14 protein-coding genes are annotated in these 19,400 nt (G+C 69.7%); 3 read left to right on the top strand and 11 right to left on the bottom strand.

Annotated features, from left to right (window positions below; all coding sequences use genetic code 11):
• Positions 1 to 65: 65 nt before the first annotated feature.
• Both IH68_RS0118735 and IH68_RS0118730 read right to left on the bottom strand, forming a co-directional pair.
• On the bottom strand, positions 66 to 1,406 hold the full coding sequence (locus IH68_RS0118735) for an MFS transporter (RefSeq protein WP_030936552.1): 1,341 nt from the start codon (positions 1,404 to 1,406) through the stop codon (positions 66 to 68).
• Between the two features lie 222 nt (positions 1,407 to 1,628).
• Positions 1,629 to 2,294 carry a TetR/AcrR family transcriptional regulator gene (locus tag IH68_RS0118730; RefSeq protein WP_030936550.1) on the bottom strand — a complete coding sequence of 222 codons (666 nt, stop codon included), beginning with the start codon at positions 2,292 to 2,294 and terminating at the stop codon, positions 1,629 to 1,631.
• Between the two features lie 141 nt (positions 2,295 to 2,435).
• On the opposite strand from IH68_RS0118730, the gene IH68_RS0118725 reads away from it, so the two are divergent.
• The gene (locus IH68_RS0118725; RefSeq protein ID WP_030936548.1) at positions 2,436 to 3,323 is read left to right on the top strand and encodes a shikimate dehydrogenase; all 888 of its coding nucleotides are present in this window, start codon (positions 2,436 to 2,438) and stop codon (positions 3,321 to 3,323) included.
• 114 nt (positions 3,324 to 3,437) lie between these two features.
• Positions 3,438 to 5,237, top strand: coding sequence for a bifunctional sugar phosphate isomerase/epimerase/4-hydroxyphenylpyruvate dioxygenase family protein (locus IH68_RS0118720; RefSeq protein ID WP_030936546.1), 1,800 nt, complete (start codon positions 3,438 to 3,440; stop codon positions 5,235 to 5,237).
• Here the strand turns inward: IH68_RS0118720 and IH68_RS0118715 are convergent.
• Genes IH68_RS0118715 through IH68_RS0118705 form a run of 3 tightly spaced genes read right to left on the bottom strand, consistent with a single transcriptional unit; the run spans position 5,224 to position 10,942 of the window.
• A complete protein-coding gene (locus IH68_RS0118715; protein WP_030936543.1) occupies positions 5,224 to 6,687 on the bottom strand; it encodes a hypothetical protein in 1,464 nt (487 codons plus the stop codon). The two genes, IH68_RS0118720 and IH68_RS0118715, sit on opposite strands and share 14 nt — an antisense overlap.
• Positions 6,688 to 6,698: 11 nt before the next feature.
• On the bottom strand, positions 6,699 to 8,066 hold the full coding sequence (locus tag IH68_RS0118710; protein WP_030936541.1) for a hypothetical protein: 1,368 nt from the start codon (positions 8,064 to 8,066) through the stop codon (positions 6,699 to 6,701).
• Complete coding sequence (locus IH68_RS0118705; RefSeq protein WP_030936540.1) at positions 8,063 to 10,942, bottom strand: peroxidase family protein; 2,880 nt, start codon at positions 10,940 to 10,942, stop codon at positions 8,063 to 8,065. The genes IH68_RS0118710 and IH68_RS0118705 overlap by 4 nt, the downstream gene beginning before the upstream one ends.
• A 322-nt stretch (positions 10,943 to 11,264) precedes the next feature.
• Here IH68_RS0118705 and IH68_RS0118700 point away from each other — a divergent pair, with 322 nt between their 5' ends.
• A complete protein-coding gene (locus IH68_RS0118700; RefSeq protein WP_030936538.1) occupies positions 11,265 to 12,539 on the top strand; it encodes a lipase family protein in 1,275 nt (424 codons plus the stop codon).
• 102 nt (positions 12,540 to 12,641) lie between these two features.
• Here the strand turns inward: IH68_RS0118700 and IH68_RS0118695 are convergent, their stop codons facing one another.
• The 6 genes from IH68_RS0118695 to tal are packed head-to-tail and all read right to left on the bottom strand — an operon-like array spanning position 12,642 to position 19,393.
• On the bottom strand, positions 12,642 to 13,229 hold the full coding sequence (locus tag IH68_RS0118695) for a histidine phosphatase family protein (RefSeq protein ID WP_030936536.1): 588 nt from the start codon (positions 13,227 to 13,229) through the stop codon (positions 12,642 to 12,644).
• A gap of 7 nt (positions 13,230 to 13,236) precedes the next feature.
• Positions 13,237 to 14,112 carry a phosphogluconate dehydrogenase (NAD(+)-dependent, decarboxylating) gene (gene gnd, locus IH68_RS0118690; protein ID WP_030936534.1) on the bottom strand — a complete coding sequence of 292 codons (876 nt, stop codon included), beginning with the start codon at positions 14,110 to 14,112 and terminating at the stop codon, positions 13,237 to 13,239.
• A 2-nt stretch (positions 14,113 to 14,114) separates the two neighbouring features.
• Complete coding sequence (gene pgi / locus IH68_RS0118685; protein ID WP_030936532.1) at positions 14,115 to 15,773, bottom strand: glucose-6-phosphate isomerase; 1,659 nt, start codon at positions 15,771 to 15,773, stop codon at positions 14,115 to 14,117.
• The gene (gene opcA, locus IH68_RS0118680; RefSeq protein ID WP_030936530.1) at positions 15,766 to 16,701 is read right to left on the bottom strand and encodes a glucose-6-phosphate dehydrogenase assembly protein OpcA; all 936 of its coding nucleotides are present in this window, start codon (positions 16,699 to 16,701) and stop codon (positions 15,766 to 15,768) included. The genes pgi and opcA overlap by 8 nt, the downstream gene beginning before the upstream one ends.
• Complete coding sequence (gene zwf, locus IH68_RS0118675) at positions 16,698 to 18,251, bottom strand: glucose-6-phosphate dehydrogenase (protein WP_030936527.1); 1,554 nt, start codon at positions 18,249 to 18,251, stop codon at positions 16,698 to 16,700. The genes opcA and zwf overlap by 4 nt, the downstream gene beginning before the upstream one ends.
• Positions 18,248 to 19,393: a transaldolase gene (gene tal / locus IH68_RS0118670; protein WP_030936525.1), complete on the bottom strand. Its 1,146-nt coding sequence runs from the start codon at positions 19,391 to 19,393 to the stop codon at positions 18,248 to 18,250. Before tal ends, zwf begins: the two co-directional genes overlap by 4 nt.
• Positions 19,394 to 19,400 lie beyond the last annotated feature (7 nt).

Raw genomic sequence — 19,400 nt, 5'->3', positions numbered from 1 at the left:
ATGCCGGAACCCCCGGGTGCCGGAGCCGGTGGGGCATCCGGTGCCCGGGGGCGTTCGTGGACGCGTCAGGCGGTGACCGTTTCCGGCTGTGATGCTCCCCGGGTGGCGCGCTCGCCCAGGTGTTCCGTCGGGATCCTGTGGGTCTCGCGGGCCGAGAGGGCGGTGATGACCGGTGGGATGCAGAGGGCCGCAGTGAAGAGGGCGACCGAGGACCAGTCGTTGCCGTCGGGGCCCGCGATCTGCGCGGCGAAGGTGACCGCGAAACCGGCCACGGCGAAGCCGATCTGGGTGCCGATCGCCATGCCGGACAGGCGGACGCGGGTGGAGAACATCTCGCCGTAGAAGGAGGGCCAGACGCCGTTCGCGGCACTGTAGACGATGCCGAAGGTCACGATGCCCAGGATCAGGGTCAGCGGGTAGTTGCCCGTCGAGATCGCCCACAGGTAGCCGAACATGGCGATGGCGCTGCCCGCCGCGCCGATCAGGAACACCGGGCGGCGGCCGATGCGGTCCGACAGGGAGGCCCACAGGGGGATCGCGGCGAGGGCCACGAGGTTGGCGAGCGCGCCCACCCACAGCATGGAGGAGCGGGACATGCCGACCGAGTCGCTGGTGGCGTAGGCCAGGGCCCAGACCGTGAAGATGGTGGAGACGGAAGCGATGAGCGCGCCGCCGATCACCCGCAGCACGTCCACCCAGTGCTCACGCAACAGCACCGCCAGCGGCAGCTTCACGACCCCCTCGGTGGCCGCCTGCTTCGCGAAGGCCGGTGTCTCCTCCAGCTTGCGGCGGATGACATAGCCGACGACGGCGACCACGACGCTCGCCCAGAACGGAACCCGCCAGCCCCACGACAGCAGCTGGCTCTCCGGGAGCGCGGCCACCGGGATGAAGACCAGGGTGGCGATGAGCTGGCCGCCCTGCGTGCCGCTGAGGGTGAAGCTGGTGAAGAAGCCGCGCCTGTTCGGTGGCGCGTGTTCCAGGGTCATCGAGTTGGCGCTGGCCTGCTCGCCCGCCGCCGAGATGCCCTGCAGGACGCGGCAGGCGACCAGCAGGACCGGGGCGAGCGTGCCGACCTGGGCGCGGGTGGGCAGACAGCCGATGAGGAACGTCGACAGGCCCATCAGGATCAGCGTGAAGACCATGATCTTCTTACGGCCGGCACGGTCACCGAAGTGGCCGAGGAAGAGCGCGCCGACGGGCCGGGCCGCGTACGCGACGCCGAACGTGGCCAGGGACAGCAGGGTCGCGGTGGCCGGGTCGGACTCGTCGAAGAAGACCTTCGGGAAGATCAGCGCGGCCGCGCTGCCGTAGATGAAGAAGTCGTAGTACTCCAGGGCGCTGCCGATCCAGGCGGCGGTGGCCGCCTTTTTCGGCTGCCCGACGGCTTCGGCGGGGACGGACACGGCTTGCTCCTTCGAGGGAACTCCAACGTAAGCGGAGTGAGCGGCGGGGGAGAAGTGCCGGATCCCTGGGGTGACGGGACGGCCGCGCCGGGTGCTACCCGGCTAATTAACCCACTGGATAGTTAGTAGCGGTTGGCTACGGATGTTGCGCCCACGTTTCCCGGGTGTCAAGGGGTGGTGCCGAAGGATCTTGCCGCTGTCGTGCGTGTGATCGGAACGTGATCAGTCGGTCGCGCGGTCCGCCGTCAGGTACGCGATCACCATGTCGCCCAGCATCGTCCGGTAGTGCTCGCGCTGGGCCGGGTCGACCAGGTCGCGGCCGAACAGGGCGCCGAACGTGTGCCGGTTGGAGACCCGGAAGAAGCAGAAGGAGCTGATCATCGCGTGCAGGTCGACCGCGTCGACGTCGGCCGTGAACAGGCCCGACTCCTGCCCGGTGGCCAGGATGCGGCGGATCACGTCGAGCGCGGGGGAGCCGATCCTGCCCAGCTTCTCGGAGGCGGCGATGTGCTCGGCGCCGTGGATGTTCTCGATGCTGACCAGGCGGATGAAGTCCGGGTGCTGCTCGTGGTGGTCGAAGGTCAGCTCGGCCAGGCGCCGGATGGCCGCGACCGGGTCCAGGTGCTCGACGTCCAGCTTCTGCTCGGCCTCGCGGATCACGCCGTACGCCCGCTCCAGGACGGCTGTGAACAGCTGTTCCTTGCCGCCGAAGTAGTAGTAGATCATCCGCTTCGTGGTGCGGGTGCGGGCGGCGATCTCGTCGACCCGGGCGCCGTCGTAGCCCGCCCGCGCGAACTCCTGTGTCGCCACGTCGAGGATCTCGGCCTGGGTGCGGGCGGCGTCGCGGATCCGCCCGTTGGGTCGTGCCGGTTCGTCGACGCTGGTCATCGGGTTCCTTCGGGAGTGCGGCCAGTGCCGCAGATTCTAGAAGGCGGGCCGGGTGGCGTCGGCGAGGTCTTCCCAGGGAACCGCCGGGCTGATATAGCTAACGTACTAGTTCGTACATTAGCGCTCGGCTCAGGAGGCCCCGTGGCCAAGGACTCGTATCTCGTCGGACTGATCGGTTCCGGCATCGGCCCGTCGCTCAGCCCGGCGCTGCACGAGCGGGAGGCGGACCGGCAGGGCCTGCGCTGTCTGTACCGGCTCATCGACATCGACACCCTCGGCGTGCCCCCGGAGGCGGTCGGCGACCTGGTGCGGGCCGCCCGGGACCTCGGCTTCGACGGGCTGAACATCACACACCCGTGCAAGCAGCTGGTGATCGAGCACCTGGACGCACTTGCTCCGCAGGCCGAGGCGCTGGGGGCGGTCAACACCGTCGTTTTCGAGGACGGTCGCGCCGTCGGCCACAACACGGACGTCACGGGTTTCGCCGCGTCGTTCGCGCGGGGGCTGCCGGACGCTTCGCTGGAGCGGGTGGTGCAGCTCGGTGCCGGCGGTGCGGGGGCGGCTGTCGCTCACGCGATGCTCACCCTGGGGGCGGAGCGGGTCACTGTCGTGGATGCGTTGGCCGACCGGGCCGCGGATCTTGCAGCGGGGCTGAATCGGCACTTCGGTGCAGGGCGGGCGGCTGCCGCCGCCCCTGACCAGTTGGCCCAGTTGCTCGGCTCGGCCGACGGGATTGTGCATGCCACGCCGACCGGGATGGCTGCGCATCCCGGGCTGCCGTTTCCTGCGGAGCTCTTGCACCCCCACCTGTGGGTTGCCGAGGTGGTCTACCGGCCGTTGGAGACGGAGTTGCTGCGTGCCGCGCGGGCGGGTGGCTGCGCCACGTTGGACGGGGGCGGTATGGCTGTTTTCCAGGCCGCGGATGCGTTTCGGCTGTTCACCGGGCGGGAGCCCGACAGTGGGCGGATGCTTGCGGACATTGCGGAGCTGGCTGGTGGTGTCGAGAGCTCGGTGAGCAAGGCCGTTTGAACGCTGCGGGTTGTTCGTGGTTGCTCGCGCCCACGCGGCGAAGCCGCATATCGATACAGCCCCACGCCCCTGTCGGGGCGCTGTAGTACCCGGCAGTGTGAAGGAGCACGACCCATGCGTACGTCCATCGCCACCGTCTCCTTGAGCGGATCCCTTACCGAGAAGCTCACGGCCGCCTCCCGGGCCGGGTTCGACGGGGTTGAGATCTTTGAGAACGACCTGCTGGCGAGTCCCCTCAGGCCGGAGGAGATCCGGGCCCGATGTGCCGATCTCGGCCTCAGCATCGACCTCTACCAACCCATGCGGGACATCGAGGCCGTCCCGGAGGACGAGTTCGCGCGCAACATGCGTCGGGCCCGGCACAAGTTCGAGGTCATGCGGCGGCTGGGGGCCGAGACCGTCCTCGTCTGTTCCAGCGTGAGTCCCCTGGCCGTGGACGACGACGCGCTCGCCGCCGAGCAGCTGAGTCAACTCGCCGATCTCGCAGAGGACTTCGGGATCCGCGTCGCCTACGAGGCGCTTGCCTGGGGGCGGCACGTCAGTACGTACGACCATGCGTGGCACATTGTCGAGACCGCGGACCATCCTGCGCTCGGCACCTGTCTCGACAGCTTCCACATTCTTTCCCGTGGGTCCGATCCCAAGGGCATCGAGGACATTCCCGGCGAGAAGATCTTCTTCCTGCAGCTCGCGGATGCCCCGCTGCTTGCGATGGACGTGCTGCAGTGGAGCCGCCACTATCGCTGCTTCCCGGGGCAGGGCGGCTTCGACGTCGCCGGGCTCGTGCGGCATGTGCTGAGCACGGGGTATGCCGGGCCGCTCTCCCTGGAGGTCTTCAACGACGTCTTCCGGCAGGCCGAGGCCGGGCCGACGGCCGTGGACGCGCAGCGGTCGCTCCTGGTCCTCCAGGAGGCGGTTGGGCTGGCCGAACTGCCCGCCCCTGTCGTTCCCGCGGGGATTGCCTTCGCCGAGCTGGTCACTCCCGACGCCGAGCCGGTCAGCGAGGTGCTCGGGGCCCTGGGTCTCGTCCGGACCGCGCGGCACCGCAGCAAGCCGGTCGATCTGTGGCAGGCGGGGGAGGCCCGAGTGCTCGTCAACACCGGCCCGGCCGCCCGACGGGACGGCACCGGGCTCGCCGCGATCGGTCTGGAGTCCCCTGACCCGGCGGGCGCGGCGCGGCGCGCAGAGGCGCTGCTGGCGCCCGTGCTGCCGCGCCGTCGGGCGAGCGAGGACGCCCCGCTGGATGCCGTGGCGGCCCCGGACGGCACGGAGTTGTTCTTCTGCGCGACCGGTCGGCCCCAACTGACCGACTGGCGCGGTGACTTCGAGGAGGTCGAGCACGCCGGCCCGGTGGCCCCGGGCGTGCGGCGCATCGACCATCTGGCTCTCGTCCAGCCCTGGCACCACTTCGACGAGGCCACCCTCTTCCACCGCAGCGTCCTCGGCCTGTCCGCCCAGGAGAGCGTGGACGTCGCCGACCCCTACGGCCTGTTGCGCAGCCGTGCCGTCACCGCCGCCGACGGCAGCGTCCGTATCGCCCTGTCCGTCGGTGCGGCGCCCGCCGACGACACGGTCCATGCCCAGCACATCGCGCTGGCGACGGACGACGTGGTGGCCGCGGCGCGCCGCTACCGCGAGGCGGGCGGGCTGCTGCTGGCGATGCCCGCGAACTACTACGACGACCTGGCGGCCCGGTTCGAGTTCGCCGAGGGGGAGTTGGAGACGTATCGCGAGCTCGGGATCCTCTACGACCGGGACCGGTACGGGGAGTTCCGGCACTGCTACACGCGGACCGTGGGCCGGGTCTTCTTCGAGCTCGTCCAGCGTGACGGCGGATACCAGGGGTACGGCGCCCAGAACGCACCCGTGCGTCTGGCCGCGCAGCATGCCGCGCGGCGGCTCACTGGCGGCTGACGGTTCTGGTCACGCCGGTGACGACCGTCGTGGCCAGGATCCAGCCGGTGATGATCAGGGCGTAGGCGAGGTACTGGTACCAGCCGTCCGGCGCGAACGCCTCCTCCTGGCCGAAGGAGATCACTGGCAGCAGCAGGTCGAGGGTGTAGAAGACCGGGTTGAAGTGCGGGGCCTCGGACGGCTTGAGGGCGGGCGGGTGGTGCAGGGTGTAGGTGATCGAGCCGACGGCGAGCAGGGACAGCAGCCAGGCGCAGGCCCAGAGCGGACGGAAGCCGTAGCCGACGGTGGCGTCTTGGAGGTATCCCCAGAGGCGGCCGTACCATGCGCGGGTGCTGCGCAGGCGCCGGAGCTTGGCGAGCTGGACCAGCCGGGCGGCGTGATCGTCGCCTATGCGGCGGTATGCGTTCGTCAACTGCTCGTATGCGTAGGGGACATACCCGTCCCCGTCGTTCTTGAGCATGGGAAGTCGCTCATCAGCGGGTCTGTTCGGGTTGAGTGTCGTATAGCTCAGGTTGTTCAGGCGCACATCGCCCGGCAGCACCTCCGGTTCGAAGTTCAGGACCTCGATCCGGGAGCGGCGCAGATTCAGGGTGCCTTCGATGGGATCGCTCCCGTACAGCCACAGCTCGCCGATCACGGCACTGCTGGCACGCAGGGCCGTGCCGTCGGGGTTCAACAGATGGCTGCCCGAAAGATCGACTCGGCCTGCAACGTGAGCGCCCCGCAGTTCGATCCTTCCGTGAGCACGCAGCCCCCGCGCACGCACATCAGCCTGCGCGTCCAGGCCGTCGGCGCGTAGAGCGGTGCCTCCGGAGTCGCGCAACTCGGCGCGCTCCAGGTTGACCAGGCCGGCCACCGTGGCCCCGGTCAGTCGCATCTCGCCGTGCACGCGCAGTCCGGGCGCCCAGAAGTCGTGGCCGATGGAAGTCTGGTTGAGCTGGAGCGCCGGAATCCCCGCGTCGGGTGCCGTGATCTCGGCGTCATCCAGAAATACGGCATTGGCGATCCGCATGCCGCCCAGCTTCACCACCCCTCGTGCCCGGCAGCCCGTCAACCGCAACGGCGCGTCGATGTGCGAACTGCCGAGAGTGAGAGCGGGAAAAACCGAGCCCCTCAGATTCAGTTGACGCAGGCGCGAGCTATAGAGATCGAGGGCCTCGTCGAAGTAGCAGTCGCTCAGCCGGACCGCGTGGTCGACCCCCGCATAGATGAGGCTCAGCTTTCCGGTGATCCGGGCCCCCGAGAGCCGGAGGGCCGCCACTTCTCCCGGCTCCTGCGGCCCGTTGAGCAAAAGGGCGCGCAACACGGCTGCCCGAACCGTCCGTTCGGGCCCCCAGCTCGCGCCCTCCGCCACATCCTCGTCGGCCCCCTCCAGGAAGTCGACCGTCGCCCCCGTCGAAAACGCCCGCCACACCTGCTGCTCGGCCGGCGTCAGATCGTTGATCTCCACAGAGCGGGACTCTAATCCCAGAGCTCCGCGTGCCGCCGGTGGGTGTCGGTCAGTCCGTTCACGAAGAACCGCTCGTAGTACTCCCGTTCCACGTGATGGGTCTGCAGCCAGATACCCGGGACGTGGATCGCGTCCGTGTGCGCCGGGAACCTGCGGTGGGTGCGGATGACGTACTCGCAGATGTCGCGGGCGCAGTCGATCACCCGCTCCTGGTACTCGCTCGCCTCCGCGAGATAGCGCTGCCCGTAGTCCTCCTTGTAGATGCGGGTGAAGACGTCCTTGTCGGTGTAGGTGCCGCCGGTGCCGAACTTCGCGCTGATCACCGAATCCACCGCGTCCGACATCGACTTGTGCGCGGGTGGACACGCGGCCGCGATCAGGGCTTCGCCGTCCCGGGAGGTGAGCCCCACCGGATGGGAGCGCAGGTTCGCGTACGCCGGGAGCGGGACGTGCCAGCGCCATACGTCCGCGAGCCGCCAGCGCGGGGTGACGAAGGTGAAGCCGAGCATTTTGCCGTACGTGCGTGAGAACTTCGGGTCGCCCAGGGCTATCTGGGGGTTGATCGACGCGTGGATCCAGGCGCCGAGGCCCATGGCCTCCGCCGTGAGCATGAGGTTCTGCAGCAGCAGGTCCGCCTCGATCTGGGTGCGCATCGGGCCGAGTGCGCCGAGCGGGAGCTTCAGATCTCCGTTGAGGAAGCCGTTCTTGACCCACTTCTTCACGCCGGCGGGGCGGTAGAAGTTGCGGTCGTCCACCAGCGTCGGGCGTGCTCCGTCCGGCTGGGTCAGCAGATACATCAAGGCGTTGATGTACTGATGGGAGAGGTCTACCACCGGGAAGAACACCGTCGTTCCTGCCAGATTCGACAGGAAGCGGTTCGAGTCCAGGTACGCCGGGAAGTCCCGCTTGTTCCGGGGTACGTCGAGCCGGTGGTCGAGGACCTTCACCTTGGACCGGGCCGCCCGTGTCGCCAACGTCTCGGCGCCGAAGGGTTCCTGGGGAGCCGGCGGCAGCTTCCGCAGGTAGTAGGTCCCCGTGTCGTTGATCATGAAGAAGTGGGTGCCCTGCGCGTTGTCGGGGCTGCCCGCGGTGCGGCCCGCCATGGTCAGGTTGGGCTTGGCCATGATGGGTTTGCCGTCGCGCGGGTCCTCGAAGGGCCGGTCGGGCATGGTGAGGCCCGTACAGCCGGTGATCGCGATCAGCACCGCCTCCTCCAGCTCCGACAGCGGCTGCTGGGTGTGCGGGGAGCGGTAGCTCATCGACCCGGCCGGAACCGAGGCGCCGCGGCTGACGCGGTGGGTGCGCCGGTGCCAGACCGTGTCCAGCAGGGGCCGGCCGAACAGGTCGGCCAGCCCCGGGTGACCGTCGACGGTGCTCATTCACGGCCTCCGTGCATGTCCCCGTCGCTGGTCGCTCGCACCGTCCGCCACGGCGCGAACGCGCTCGCCGCGCGTGGCAGCAACGCCGCCAGCTCCGGACAGTGCCGCAGGATGACGGAGTTCATGCCGCCCCGCTCCACCCAGTCGATGCCCAGCGGCGTGTACACCTCGGACCGGTAGTCGACGTTGAGGAAGCGGTCGGACTGCAGCCGCCGGCTCGCCATGAGGATGAAGATGCGGAATGCCGTGTCGCTGAAGCCGAAGCCGGCCGGCGGGTTCTCCCCGAACAGGCCCACCACCGTGTCGATCTCGTCGACCGAGCGGTAGACGTCCTTGAGGCGGGCCAGGGTCTCGGCGTTCTCCGTGAGCTCCTCGAAGGAGCGGATGCGCGGCTTGTGCAGGCCCTCGCGGAAGTCGTTGTAGCGCGGCACGCCACGACGGCGGGTCCGTACGAGGTCCACCACCGACAGGTCGATGATCTCCCCGTCACGTTCGAACTGCTGCAGCGCACGAGGGTAGTTGTGCAGGGTGATCGCGCCCGGATGGGCGATGCCGAAGGAGTAGAGCGTGTTCGCGAGGCCCGTCTTGCGGATCTGCGACTCGGCCGCCCCGCCCTGGATGTCCAGGAAGCCCACCGTCTCCAGTCGCTGCCCGAAGTGGTGCTCGCGCAGCTCGAAGTCGTCCGGGACCAGCGGGTGCATGCGGTAGACGGTGACGAAGTCCTCCGTCAGCGAGTACGGCGCAGTGTGGTGGTCCGGCAGCGTCTTCGGGATGCCCGTGAGGGAGTGCGCGTCGAGCAGCCACAGGCCCAGCTGGTTGAGCCAGTTCTTCGGCGGGCCCTGCCAGTTGGTGTGCAGGCCGATGTCGATCGCCTCGGTGGCGAGGATCGCCGGCGTCCACTCCACCGTGTGGATCTTCGCGATCAGCGCGGAGACCACCAGCCGGGCGGTCTGGTAGATGCGCTCCTCGCTCATCGCCGGGTACTCGGCGCGCAGCGCGGCGCACACCGCGTTGTGCTCGCGGGCGAAGAGGGTGTGCATGGCGCTCAGGCCCATCCACCAGCTCTCGTTGAAGCCGGTGAGCGGGATGTGACCGTTGCTGCCGCCGGGCAGGTGGCCGTCCTCCAGGCGGAGTTCGGCGCGTCCGTCGGCCTCGCGCAGGAAGCGGGCGGTGTGCTCGTCCTCGCCGTACACCTCGGAGCCGTCCCACCAGTGGGAGGCGTTGTTGCCGAAGAGGATCGGGGGCCGGCCCGGCACTTCGATGCCCTCGTTCTCCGCGAACCTCATCACGTTCTCGCCGGGTCCGCCGGGCGTGTTGTGCCAGGGGCCGCTGCCGGGCGGCAGGGGCACCTCGACGCTGCGCTCGCCGGGCTTGTAGCGGCGGTGGTTGACCCAGTCGTGCACCTGGAACTGGATCCAGGCGGCGGCCAGGATGTTGAGGGAGGTCGCCGGCACGAAGCTCTCGCGGTACAGCAGCTGCCGGCTGACCGTGACCGGATTCGGGGTGTCGAAGAGGTCCGGGCGGTAGTCCGGCTTCAGGTTGCGGCCGAAGGCGGCGCCCACCGCGCCCATCTTCGGGGCCGACAGATCGTTGTACGTCCCCTCGTACGACCGCTCCCCGCGCAGCTGCTCCGGGATCGGCGCCGGCACCCGCTGGGCGCTCGGCGGCGCCTCGCGCGGCTCGGTGTCGATCAGGTTGCGGCGGCGCAGCACCTTGCGCAGGAACACCAGGTTCAGCAGGCTCAGCTGCAACGGCAGCCGGTGCCACGGGACATAGCGGTTCAGCAGCGCGAAGGCCGCTTCTGTCGGGCGGCCCAGGATGCGGTTGCGCAGCGGCTCCTCGGTGACGAACCTCAGCCCCAGCCGGTGCGCGCTCGCCGCCTGGTATGCGGCCTTCCGGGCCCGGTTGATGTTGCCGAGCGGGCGGAAGTCGTCCGTGGTGTACCAGGGGTTGAAGGCGAGGTCCTCGATCCGGCGGGCGGTCGCGCGGGCCTCGGCGGTGTTCAGGTCCTGGCTCGGAATCGTCAGCCGGGCCACCGCGATCGCGGGCGACACGCCGTCCTTCCACTCCACCGAGGCGTCCTCGACCGGAGTGCGCCGCTCGTCGACGAAGCGCTGCACGCACAGGTCGTAGCTGACGTCACCCTGGGCCAGGCGGTGCGCGAACTCCCGGTGCAGGGCGTCCGCGTCCCGGCGGTCCGCAGCGGGCGCCGGCGGTGTGCCGGGCGCGGGCCGGAACAGGAACCGCACCGGTCCCGCCTCGCCCCACAGCACCGCGCCGCGGCTCCAGAACGTCTCGTTGGCAAGGGAGTCGACGGTGTGCCGGGTGGCGGCCTGCACATTGCGGCGCATCCGGTTCGCGGTGCCCAGGCCCACGGCCAGCGGCAGCTTCACGAACAGCCCGAACGCCTTCTGCACCGGGCTCCTCGCCCCCGCCATGGCCTTCGCGAAGGCGACGAACTCCCGTGCGTTGCGGGCATGCGAGACGGGATAGCTGGTCGCCAGCAGGTCGTGGCTCTCCTCGTCCGACACCAGCACGCGTACGGCCGCCCCGCGCAGGTCCGGCGAACCGTCGCCCTGCCGGATCCCGCTCGCGTTGGACAGCCGTACCGTCGCCGGATACTCGGCGCCCGGCTGGGCGAACCCCACCCGCAGTGCGGCGGGGTGATCGTCGTGGAAGCGCAGCCGCGCGTTGTCCACGGCCACCGGCGCCTTGGCATGGAAGGTCCGGGCGATCCCGCCGCCCCCCGCCCGCCGGTTCTTGACCTGCACCTTCATCAGTTCGGCGGCCAGCTGCTCGAACATCAGCCGTTCCGCTTCGGGACCACCGCCTTCGTACCGCTCGTACTGTGGTCCTTGCTGCCCGGTCTCGGCCATCGGTCGTTTCCTCACGCGCACGTTGCGTACGGGACAGGGCCCCGCACGCTACTGGCGGCCGGGGCGCGCTCACAGCGATGGTTCGCGCCGATGTGCGCCACCTTGCGCCCCATGCGAACAATTGCACGGTGAACGGCATTTGGGCACGTCAGCCGGGCCTGTGAGAGAGCCGTAACCTGCTGTGCCCGCACCGCGGGCGTTCCCGCTTCCCAGCAACCCCACCCGCCGCCCCCGCCGTGGCCGGGGAACGACTCCTTCCCGGTGCCGGTTCGGGGCCATGGTGGGTGCCCACCACCCGCAGACGTCCCGGGGGAGGTCCCAGATGCGGGACACCTACGTCAAAGGGCCCAGCTATGCCGCGCTGCGCCCGTGCAAGCCGGAAACCGATCCGAGCAGCTTCCCGGTCTACCCCGACCTGGTGGAACGGCTCGTCGAGGACAAGCACCAGCCAGACCCGGACGGAGTGATCCCGCATGTGCTGGCGACCTGTGCGGCCTACTCGTACGCCGGGTTCGAGCAGCACAGCGATGTGGAGACCGTCTCGATGATCATGGCGCGGCTCGGCCTGGAGGAGAACGGCTGCCGGGCCTTCGAACAGCGCGTGGACGCCCTGTACATCGCGTCCGCCGCCTATCTGGTCCAGGACAAGGACCGCAGGGTCGCGATCCTCTGCTACCGCGGCACCCAGCCCGAGGACGTCATCAGCATCCTCACCGACGCCGACGTACGGCCCGAGATGCTCTGCGTCGAACTGGAGGGCCGCAAGTACGAGGTCCACGCCGGCTTCTACCGCAACGTGCGCGCCACCCGCCATCTGGTCATCGACGCCCTGGAGCGGGCCGTGCGCGGCGAGTCCCTGAACCCCGAGGAGCAGGGCACCCGCGGCGGCGGCCTGGAGGCCCTCTACATCACGGGGCACAGCCTCGGCGCGGCCATGGCCGCGATCATGGCGGTCACCCTCGTGCACGAGCCGCGCTACCGGCACATCGCCGAGAAGCTGAAGGGTGTCTACACCTTCGGCCAGCCCATGGTCGGCGGCCCCGATCTGGCCCGCGCCTGCGAGGAGACACCCGGCCCGCTGGACAACCACGTGTTGCGCGACCGTCTGATCCGCTACATCTTCGACCGGGACGTCGTGCCCGCCCTGCCCCCCCGGCCGGTCGGCCCGTACCAGCCGTTCGGCCGCGAGTTCCACTACCGCAGGCGGCACGGCCTGGCAGACGCCACGCTCACCTTCGTCGCCGACTCGGCGATCGAGGGCCTGACCCTGCCGGGCGACGTCCTGCGCACGGCCGTCGACCGGGACTGGGGCGGGCTGCTGCTCCGCGCCACCGAAGGGATACGGCGGTCGGTACGCCCCCTGCTGCGGGCCGGCGGTGAGGGCTGGACGGAGGTCACCGAACCGGGCCTGCACTACCCCCAGATGGACAGCCTGGCGGGTCTCGCCGTGGTGGCCCCGCTGGCGTTCTTCGCGACCCGCCTGGCGCTGACCCGCACCATCCCGTTCAAGTACTCCTTCGACGACCACGGCCCGGGCCACTATGTCAACGCGCTTGCTCCGCCGGGGGTGTTGAGCGAGTTCGGAGACGTGCTGTAGCGCTCCGCGGGGCCGCGATGTGCAGTCGTTTGGCTGCGGCGCCGTCGTGGCTGGTCGCGCAGTTCCCCGCGCCCCTTCCGGGGCGCGGGGAACCGGAGAGCTTCAGGGCCTGATGTTCCACTCGGCGATCACCGGGCGGTCGTGCTCCGTAGACAGGCGGCTGACCGTGCCCGTCGCCAGTTGGAAGAGACGGCCGTCCGTCGGAGGAAGACCCAGCCGTCGGGCCGTGAGCACCCGGAGGAAATGGGCGTGCGCCACGAGGATCACGTCCCCGTCGGGGAGTGCCGCGTCCACGCGGGACAGTACGCGGTCGGCGCGCTGCCCGATCTGTTCGGGGGACTCGCCGGGGTGTCCGTCCGGGCCGGGCGGCACGCCGTCGGTCCACAGGTACCAGTCGGGGCGGGTGCGGTGGATCTCGACGGTGGTGATGCCCTCGTAGCCGCCGTAGTCCCACTCGTGCAGGTCGGGCTCGACGACGGCCGCGGGGATGCCCGCGAGTTCGGCGGTGCGTATCGCACGGCCGAGCGGGCTGGTCAGTGCAAGTGCGTAGGTCCGCTGCGAGAGGAGTGGAGCGAGCGACTTGGCCTGCTCCTCGCCGTGCTGGGTGAGGGGCAGGTCGGTCCAGCTGGTGTGCTGTCCCGACACGCTCCACTCCGTCTCGCCGTGGCGGACCAGGAGTAGGTCCCCCACGGCAGACCTACTTCGACTCGACGGCGTGTCCGCCGAACTGGTTGCGCAGGGCCGCGATCATCTTCATCTGCGGGGAGTCGTCCTGGCGGGAGGCGAACCGCGCGAAGAGGGAGGCCGTGATGGCGGGCAGCGGCACCGCGTTGTCGATGGCCGCCTCGACCGTCCAGCGGCCCTCGCCCGAGTCCTGCGCGAAGCCCTTCAGCTTGTCCAGGTGCTCGTCCTCGTCGAGGGCGTTGACCGCGAGGTCGAGCAGCCAGGAACGGATGACCGTGCCGTCCTGCCAGGAGCGGAACACCTCGCGGACGTCGGTCACCGAGTCGATCTTCTCCAGCAGTTCCCAGCCCTCGGCGTAGGCCTGCATCATCGCGTACTCGATACCGTTGTGGACCATCTTGGAGAAGTGCCCGGCGCCGACCTTGCCCGCGTGGACATAGCCGTACGGGCCCTCCGGCTTGAGCGCCTCGAAGATGGGCTGGAGCCGCTCGACGTGCTCCTTGTCGCCGCCGACCATCAGCGCGTAGCCGTTCTGCAGGCCCCACACACCGCCGGAGACGCCCGCGTCGACGAAGCCGATGCCCTTGGCACCCAGCTCCTCGGCGTGCTTCTCGTCGTCGGTCCAGCGGGAGTTGCCGCCGTCGACGACCGTGTCGCCGGGGGAGAGGAGGCCGCCGAGCTCGTCGACGACGGACTGGGTGGGGGCGCCCGCCGGGACCATCACCCACACCACGCGCGGCGCTTCGAGCTTGTCGACCAGTTCGGCGAGGCTGGCCGCGTCGGAGAGGTCGGGGTTGCGGTCGTAGCCGATGACGGTGTGGCCGGCGCGGCGGATCCGCTCGCGCATGTTGCCGCCCATCTTGCCGAGCCCGATGAGTCCGATCTGCATGGTCAGTTCACTTCTTCCTGAGCGTTCTTGAGCTCGCGGTACGCGGCCACGAGAGCGGTGGTGGAGGGGTCGAGGCCGGGGACGTCCGCGCCTTGGGTGAGAGCCGGCTCGACGCGCTTGGCGAGGACCTTGCCGAGCTCGACGCCCCACTGGTCGAAGGAGTCGATGTTCCAGACGGCGCCCTGGACGAACACCTTGTGCTCGTAGAGGGCGATCAACTGGCCGAGGACGGAGGGGGTGAGTTCCTTCGCCAGGATGGTGGTGGTGGGGTGGTTGCCCTGGAAGGTGCGGTGCGGCACCTGCTCCTCGGGGATCCCCTCCGCGCGCACCTCGTCGGCGGTCTTGCCGAAGGCGAGTGCCTGGCCCTGCGCGAACAGGTTGGCCATCAACAGGTCGTGCTGGGCCTTGAGTTCGTCGCTGAGCTCGTCGACCGGGCGGGCGAAGCCGATCAGGTCCGCCGGAATGATCTTGGTGCCCTGGTGGATCAGCTGGTAGTAGGCGTGCTGCCCGTTGGTGCCGGGCGTGCCCCACACCACCGGACCGGTCTGCCAGCCCACCGGTCGTCCGTCGCGCTGCACCGACTTGCCGTTGGACTCCATGTCCAGCTGCTGCAGATACGCCGTGAACTTGGAGAGGTAGTGCGAGTACGGCAGCACCGCATGGGACTGGGCGTCGAAGAAGTTGCCGTACCAGATGCCCAACAGACCCAGCAGAAGCGGAGCGTTGGCCTCGGCGGGGGCGGTGCGGAAGTGCTCGTCGACGATGCGGAAGCCGTCGAGCAGCTCCCGGAACCGGTCCGGGCCGATCGCGATCATCAGCGACAGGCCGATCGCCGAGTCGAAGGAGTAGCGGCCGCCGACCCAGTCCCAGAACTCGAACATGTTGTCCGGGTCGATGCCGAATTCGGAGACCTTGCCGGCGTTGGTGGAGAGGGCGACGAAGTGCTTGGCGACCGCCTTTTCGTCCCTATCGAGCCCGCGCAGCAGCCAGGTGCGGGCCGAGGTCGCGTTGGTGATCGTCTCGATGGTGGTGAAGGTCTTGGAGGCGACGATGAACAGCGTCTGAGCCGGGTCGAGGTCGCGGACCGCCTCGTGCAGGTCGGCTCCGTCCACGTTCGACACGAACCGGAGGGTCAGCGAGCGGTCGGTGAACGCCCGCAGTGCCTCGTAGGCCATCGCGGGGCCGAGGTCGGAGCCGCCGATGCCGATGTTGACGACGTTCCTGATCCGCTTGCCGGTGTGGCCGGTCCACTGCCCGGAGCGGACCTGCTCGGCGAAGGCGGCCATCTTGTCGACGACGCGGTGCACGCCGGGCACGACGTTCTCGCCGTCCACCTCCATCACCGCGTCCCGAGAGGCGCGCAGTGCGGTGTGCAGGACGGCCCGGTCCTCGGTGAGGTTGATCTTCTCGCCGCGGAACATGGCGTCGCGCAGCCCGAACACGTCGGCGGCGGTGGCGAGTTCCTGCAGCAGGGCCAGGGTCTCGTCGGTGATCAGGTGCTTGGAGTAGTCGATGCGCAGGTCGCCCACGCGCACGACGTAGCGCTCCGCACGCCCGGGGTCGGTTGCGAACAGCTCACGCAGCACCGGCTGGCCCTGGGCACGGTGGTCCTCCAGAGCGGCCCACTCGGGGCGCCGCGTCAGCTGAGGGGAGTCAGACATGAGAGAGGGTCTCCTTGGTGGCCTCGCCCCGCAGGGCGACGGCGTACATCTCGTCCGCGTCGAGGCGCCTGAGTTCCTCGGCGATGAGTTCGGAGGTGGTGCGGACCTTCAGCGCGAGGGTGCGCGAGGGCTGGCCCGGCAGGGTGAGCGTGGCCAGTGGGCCCTCGGGGCGGTCGATGACGATCTCGCCGTCCGCGGTCCCGAGCCGCACGGCCGTGACGACCGGGCCCGCGGTGACCACGCGGTCGATCCTCACGTTCAGCCGTGCCTCCAGCCAGCGCGCCAGCAGCTCGGCCGCCGGGTTGTCGGCCTCGGCCTCCACGGCCCCCGACACGATCCTGGTGCGGGCCTGGTCCAGGGCCGCCGCCAGCATCGAGCGCCACGGCGTCAGCCGGGTCCAGGCGAGGTCGGTGTCGCCCGGCGCGTAGGAGCGGGCCCGCTGCTCCAGGGTCTCGGCCGGGTTCTCGACGGCGTACAGGTCGGTGATCCTGCGCTGCGCGAGGGCACCGAGCGGGTCCTTGGCAGGCACCTTCGGTGCGTCCACCGGCCACCAGACGACGACCGGCGCGTCCGGCAGCAGCAGCGGCAGCACGACCGAGTCGGCGTGGTCGGACACCTCGCCGTACGTCCGGAGGATGACCGTCTCGCCGGTGCCGGCGTCGGCGCCCACCCGGACCTCGGCGTCCAGCTTGGAGGCCATGCGGTCGCGCGGGGTGCGGGCGTGCCGCTTGATGACGACCAGGGTGCGCGAGGGGTGCTCGTGCGAGGCCTCCTCGGCCGCCTTGATCGCGTCGTAGGCGTTCTCCTCGTCCGTGACGATGACCATCGTCAGGACCATGCCCACGGCGGGTGTGCCGATGGCGCGGCGGCCCTGCACCAGCGCCTTGTTGATCTTGCTTGCCGTGGTGTCGGTCAGGTCGATCTTCATGGCCTGCGCCAGCTCCGTCCGTCTCGTGCGAGCATCTCGTCGGCTTCCTCGGGTCCCCAGCTGCCCGAGGGGTACTGCGCGGGCTTGCCGTGCCGCGCCCAGTACTCCTCGATCGGGTCGAGGATCTTCCAGGACTCTTCCACTTCCTGGTGACGGGGGAACAGGTTGGCGTCGCCGAGCAGCACGTCCAGGATGAGGCGCTCGTACGCCTCCGGACTGGACTCGGTGAAGGACTCGCCGTAGGCGAAGTCCATCGACACGTCCCGGATCTCCATCGAGGTGCCCGGCACCTTGGAACCGAACCGGACCGTCATGCCCTCGTCGGGCTGGACGCGGATGACGATCGCGTTCTGCCCGAGCTCCTCCGTGGCGGTGGAGTCGAAGGGGGAGTGCGGGGCCCGCTTGAAGACCACCGCGATCTCGGTGACCCGGCGGCCCAGGCGCTTGCCGGTGCGCAGGTAGAAGGGGATGCCCGCCCAGCGGCGGTTGTCCACCTCCAGCTTGATGGCCGCGTAGGTGTCGGTCTTCGAGCCCGGGTCGATGCCGTCCTCCTGCAGATAGCCGAGGACCTTCTCGCCGCCCTGCCAGCCCTCCGCGTACTGCGCGAGGACCGTGTGCTCGCCCAGCTTCTCCGGCAGCCGCACGGACTTCAGGACCTTCAGCTTCTCGGTGAGCAGCGACTCGGCGTCGAACGCGATCGGCTCCTCCATGGCGGTGAGCGCCATCAGCTGCAGCAGGTGGTTCTGGATGACGTCACGGGCGGCGCCGATGCCGTCGTAGTAGCCGGCGCGGCCGCCGATGCCGATGTCCTCCGCCATGGTGATCTGGATGTGGTCGACGTACGACCGGTTCCAGATGGGCTCGTACATCTGGTTGGCGAAGCGGAGCGCCAGGATGTTCTGGACGGTCTCCTTGCCGAGGTAGTGGTCGATGCGGAACACCTGGTCCGGCTCGAACACGTCGTGCAGGAGCGCGTTGAGGTCACGGGCGCTCGCCAGGTCGCGTCCGAACGGCTTCTCGATCACCGCGCGCCGCCAGGAACCCTCGCGCGGGCTCGCAAGGCCGTGCTTCTTGAGCTGCTGGACGACCTTGGGGAAGAACTTCGGCGGTACGGAGAGGTAGAAGGCGAAGTTGCCTCCGGTGCCGCGGGAGGCGTCCAGCTCGTCGACGGCCGACTTCAGCTGCTTGAACGCCGTGTCGTCGTCGAAGTCGCCGGGGATGAACCGCATGCCCTCGGCGAGCTGCTGCCAGACCTCCTCGCGGAACTCGGTGCGCGCGTGCTCGCGGACCGCGTCGTGCACGACCTGCGCGAAGTCCTGGTCCTCCCAGTCCCTTCGGGCGAACCCGACGAGGGAGAAGCCCGGCGGCAGCAGCCCGCGGTTGGCGAGGTCGTAGACGGCGGGCATCAGCTTCTTGCGGGACAGGTCGCCGGTGACGCCGAAGATGACGAGCCCGGACGGGCCCGCGATGCGCGGGAGCCGGCGGTCGCGGTCGTCGCGCAGGGGGTTGGTCCAGCCGAGCGCCGACTCGACCGTGGCGTGCTCGGTCATTCCGTCTCAACTCCCTTGCTGTCGAGGGACTTCGTGACGGCGTTCAGCAGGTCCTGCCAGGCCGTCTCGAACTTGGCGACGCCCTCGTCCTCGAGTTGCTGCACGACTTCGTCGTAGGAGATCCCGAGGGCCTCCACGGCGGCCAGGTCGGCGCGGGCCTGCGCGTAGCCGCCGGTGATCGTGTCGCCGGTGATGTCGCCGTGGTCGGCGGTGGCGTTGAGCGTGGCCTCCGGCATCGTGTTCACGGTGCCGGGCGCGACCAGCTCGTCCACGTACAGGGTGTCCTTGTACGCGGGGTCCTTCACGCCGGTGGAGGCCCAGAGCGGGCGCTGCTTGTTGGCCTTGGCGCCGGCGAGGGCGGTCCAGCGCTCACCGGCGAAGACCTCCTCGTAGGCCTCGTAGGCGAGACGCGCGTTCGCGAGCGCCGCCTTGCCCTTGAGGACGGACGCCTCGGGGGAGCTGAGGCCGTCCAGCCTCTTGTCGATCTCGGAGTCGACGCGGGAGACGAAGAAGGAGGCCACGGAATGGATGGTCGAGAGGTCGAGGCCCTTGGCCGCGGCCTTCTCCAGGCCCGCCAGGTAGGCGTCCATGACCTCGCGGTAGCGCTCCAGGGAGAAGATCAGCGTGACATTGACGCTGATGCCGAGGCCGATGACCTCGGTGATGGCCGGGAGGCCCGCCTTGGTCGCCGGGATCTTGATCATGACGTTGGGCCGGTCGACCAGCCACGCCAGCTGCTTGGCCTCGGCGATCGTGGCCTTGGTGTGGTGGGCGAGGCGCGGGTCGACCTCGATGGAGACCCGGCCGTCGCGGCCGCCGGTGGCGTCGTACACGGGCCGCAGGATGTCGGCGGCGGCGCGGACGTCGGCGGTGGTCATCATCCGTACGGCCTCTTCGACCGTGACGCCGCGGACGGCGAGGTCGGCGAGCTGCTCCTCGTAGCCCTCGCCGGAGCCGATGGCGGCCTGGAAGATGGACGGGTTGGTGGTCACGCCCACCACGTTGCTGTTCTCGACGAGTTCGGCGAGGTTGCCGGACTCGATCCGCTTGCGCGACAGGTCGTCCAGCCAGATGGAGACGCCCTCGTCGGACAGGCGCTTGAGTGCTCCCGCGGTCGCGGTTGCTTCGGTCACTTTGATCATCTTCTTT

It is taken from the genome of Streptomyces sp. NRRL S-646 (genome assembly GCF_000720765.1).
Lineage (GTDB): Bacteria > Actinomycetota > Actinomycetes > Streptomycetales > Streptomycetaceae > Streptomyces.
The sequence above is the reverse complement of the archived record's forward strand: the minus strand, read 5'-3'. Positions and strand labels throughout refer to the sequence as shown.